Below are 1,936 nucleotides of genomic sequence, written 5' to 3' on the forward strand. Positions count from 1 at the left end.
TAAAGGTTGGCGCATCACTTCGAGAACTTCGCGTTTAAATTCGGGCAATTCGTCTAGGAACAAAACACCGTTGTGTGCCAACGAGATTTCTCCAGGCTGTGGAAAACTACCGCCACCAACCAAAGCCGCCGATGTAATACGAATAATGTGTATGGTGTAGAAATTGATAATTTTATTTTGAAAAATACCGCGAAAATTAGGAGATAGCATTATCTATCGATGGGTTTGGATTTGAAATAATAAGAAAGCCGATTCTTAATTTTACTGAATCGACTTTCTTATTAAATGCTTATGGCTGTACTGTACCTGTAGCACATACTTCAACCCCTAGCAGAGTGTTATTGGTGGTTACAGTAACACTTCTTCCTTTCGCAAGTTCAGTTACAATGTGTTTTACACTTACATCAGCTATACATGCAGCCAAGCCAGATCCGTAATTGCATACACCAACCCGCGAAGAACCTGGTGGACATCCTAGAGGCGGTATTTGTGAAGTTGTCGGAGTAATATCAATATAATAACCCGTCCTTGTATCAAAAGTATACCACAAAAGCAATCTATCGTTGGAATCAAAATATTTGAATTCTTTATACAGCGCCTGTCCCTTTCCTATTTCAATAGTAGATGACATTCGTACTGCATTCGGTACAGTATTATTCTCTATTTCAGATTTTTGAGCAATAGAAACATCGTGAAGTGCGACAGGTAACTTCTGAGAGACTTCAGTTGTATCTTTATATTCGAAGAGAATATACCTATCCCACATATTCGGTCTTCGGGCAGCTGTTGATAATTCAGTATTGGCAACCTTTTCTGCAGTCTTTACTTTGTCAATATTGTCACGACAGGAATGAATTGATAGTGACAGTAAAATAATTAAAATGGAGTTAAATATAATTTTCACAATAAGATATTTTTAAGATTATTATTACCGACGTACACCGCAAACTCTTACGGAATTCGATGATAGAGAAATATGAAATGTCAAACCATGATTAATATCACTAACTGTATACTCTTGATTCAAGGCAACATGCGTAATCATAAGTCCCCTAATACAATTTTCCACAGGTATTCTTGAGCAAGTACCGCGTGAAGTCATTCCAGGAGGACACCCTGGAGGACCTGCTGGCCCACCACTATTTGTAATGTATTGCTCATAAATTGGAACCCAAATATTAAATTCAATAATGTTGTCATTTTAATCAAGAAACCCATACTCTAACAATAAAACTTTCTCGTTTGTTAACTCCAATCTTGCTTCTGAATGTACCGAACCCGCGATGGCGCGACCCGCAAGTAGTAATTCATCAAGTAAATTTTGAATTCTACCACTTTCGATGATTGCTTTAGCCTCATCATAGGTAGAGTAGGTAAACAATATACATGAACGTCCTCCCCTACTAACTCCAGAACTTTCGCCCTGCGCACTAAAACTCAAATTGCTACCCTAAATTGTTTTGGGTTTTTCATCTTTCTCACACGCAAATGTCATCATCGCAAGAATACTGACAGCAATAAATCTCATAAAATTGCTTTTCATCATTTGTATTACTTTCTCTTTCAAATATAAAAAACTAACGTAATTTTTCGTCATAAATTGTATTTAACGTAAAAATCACAAGGCTCTAAAAATTATACCTCTAAAAGCTGATTCTACTTTTATCATTTAGTAAAATTACAAAAATCAGATTCCCCATTTTTCGAAAATTTCGTAAACATATTTAATTGCATTCTTGCAGAAAATCAACAATTTACGAGTCAAAGTATATTTCAGAATTCGATCATGCGCACACGCCAACAAGCTTATTCGTTCAATAGCCAATTTCAGCAAATACAAGCTCGACTCATCGATTGCACAAATTCGCGAACCAAACGAGTTGACATTTGTGCGTTGTAATGCACGTCAATTACCGATTCGTAACGCTTGTGCTGC

Annotated in this window: 2 protein-coding genes and 1 pseudogene; all 3 read right to left on the minus strand. The window is 36.6% G+C overall.

Annotation, left to right across the window (positions count from 1 at the left end; all coding sequences use genetic code 11):
- Positions 1–138, minus strand: a pseudogene (locus CHX27_RS15400) (ATP-binding protein); the annotation flags it as partial.
- A gap of 151 nt (positions 139–289) precedes the next feature.
- Positions 290–904: a hypothetical protein gene (locus CHX27_RS00210; RefSeq protein ID WP_133063358.1), complete on the minus strand. Its 615-nt coding sequence runs from the start codon at positions 902–904 to the stop codon at positions 290–292.
- Positions 905–1,201: 297 nt separating this feature from the next.
- On the minus strand, positions 1,202–1,381 hold the full coding sequence (locus tag CHX27_RS15310) for a hypothetical protein (protein WP_133063359.1): 180 nt from the start codon (positions 1,379–1,381) through the stop codon (positions 1,202–1,204).
- Positions 1,382–1,936 lie beyond the last annotated feature (555 nt).

Origin of the sequence: Flavobacterium aurantiibacter, from assembly GCF_002251775.1 — a bacterium.
GTDB lineage: Bacteria > Bacteroidota > Bacteroidia > Flavobacteriales > Flavobacteriaceae > Flavobacterium > Flavobacterium aurantiibacter.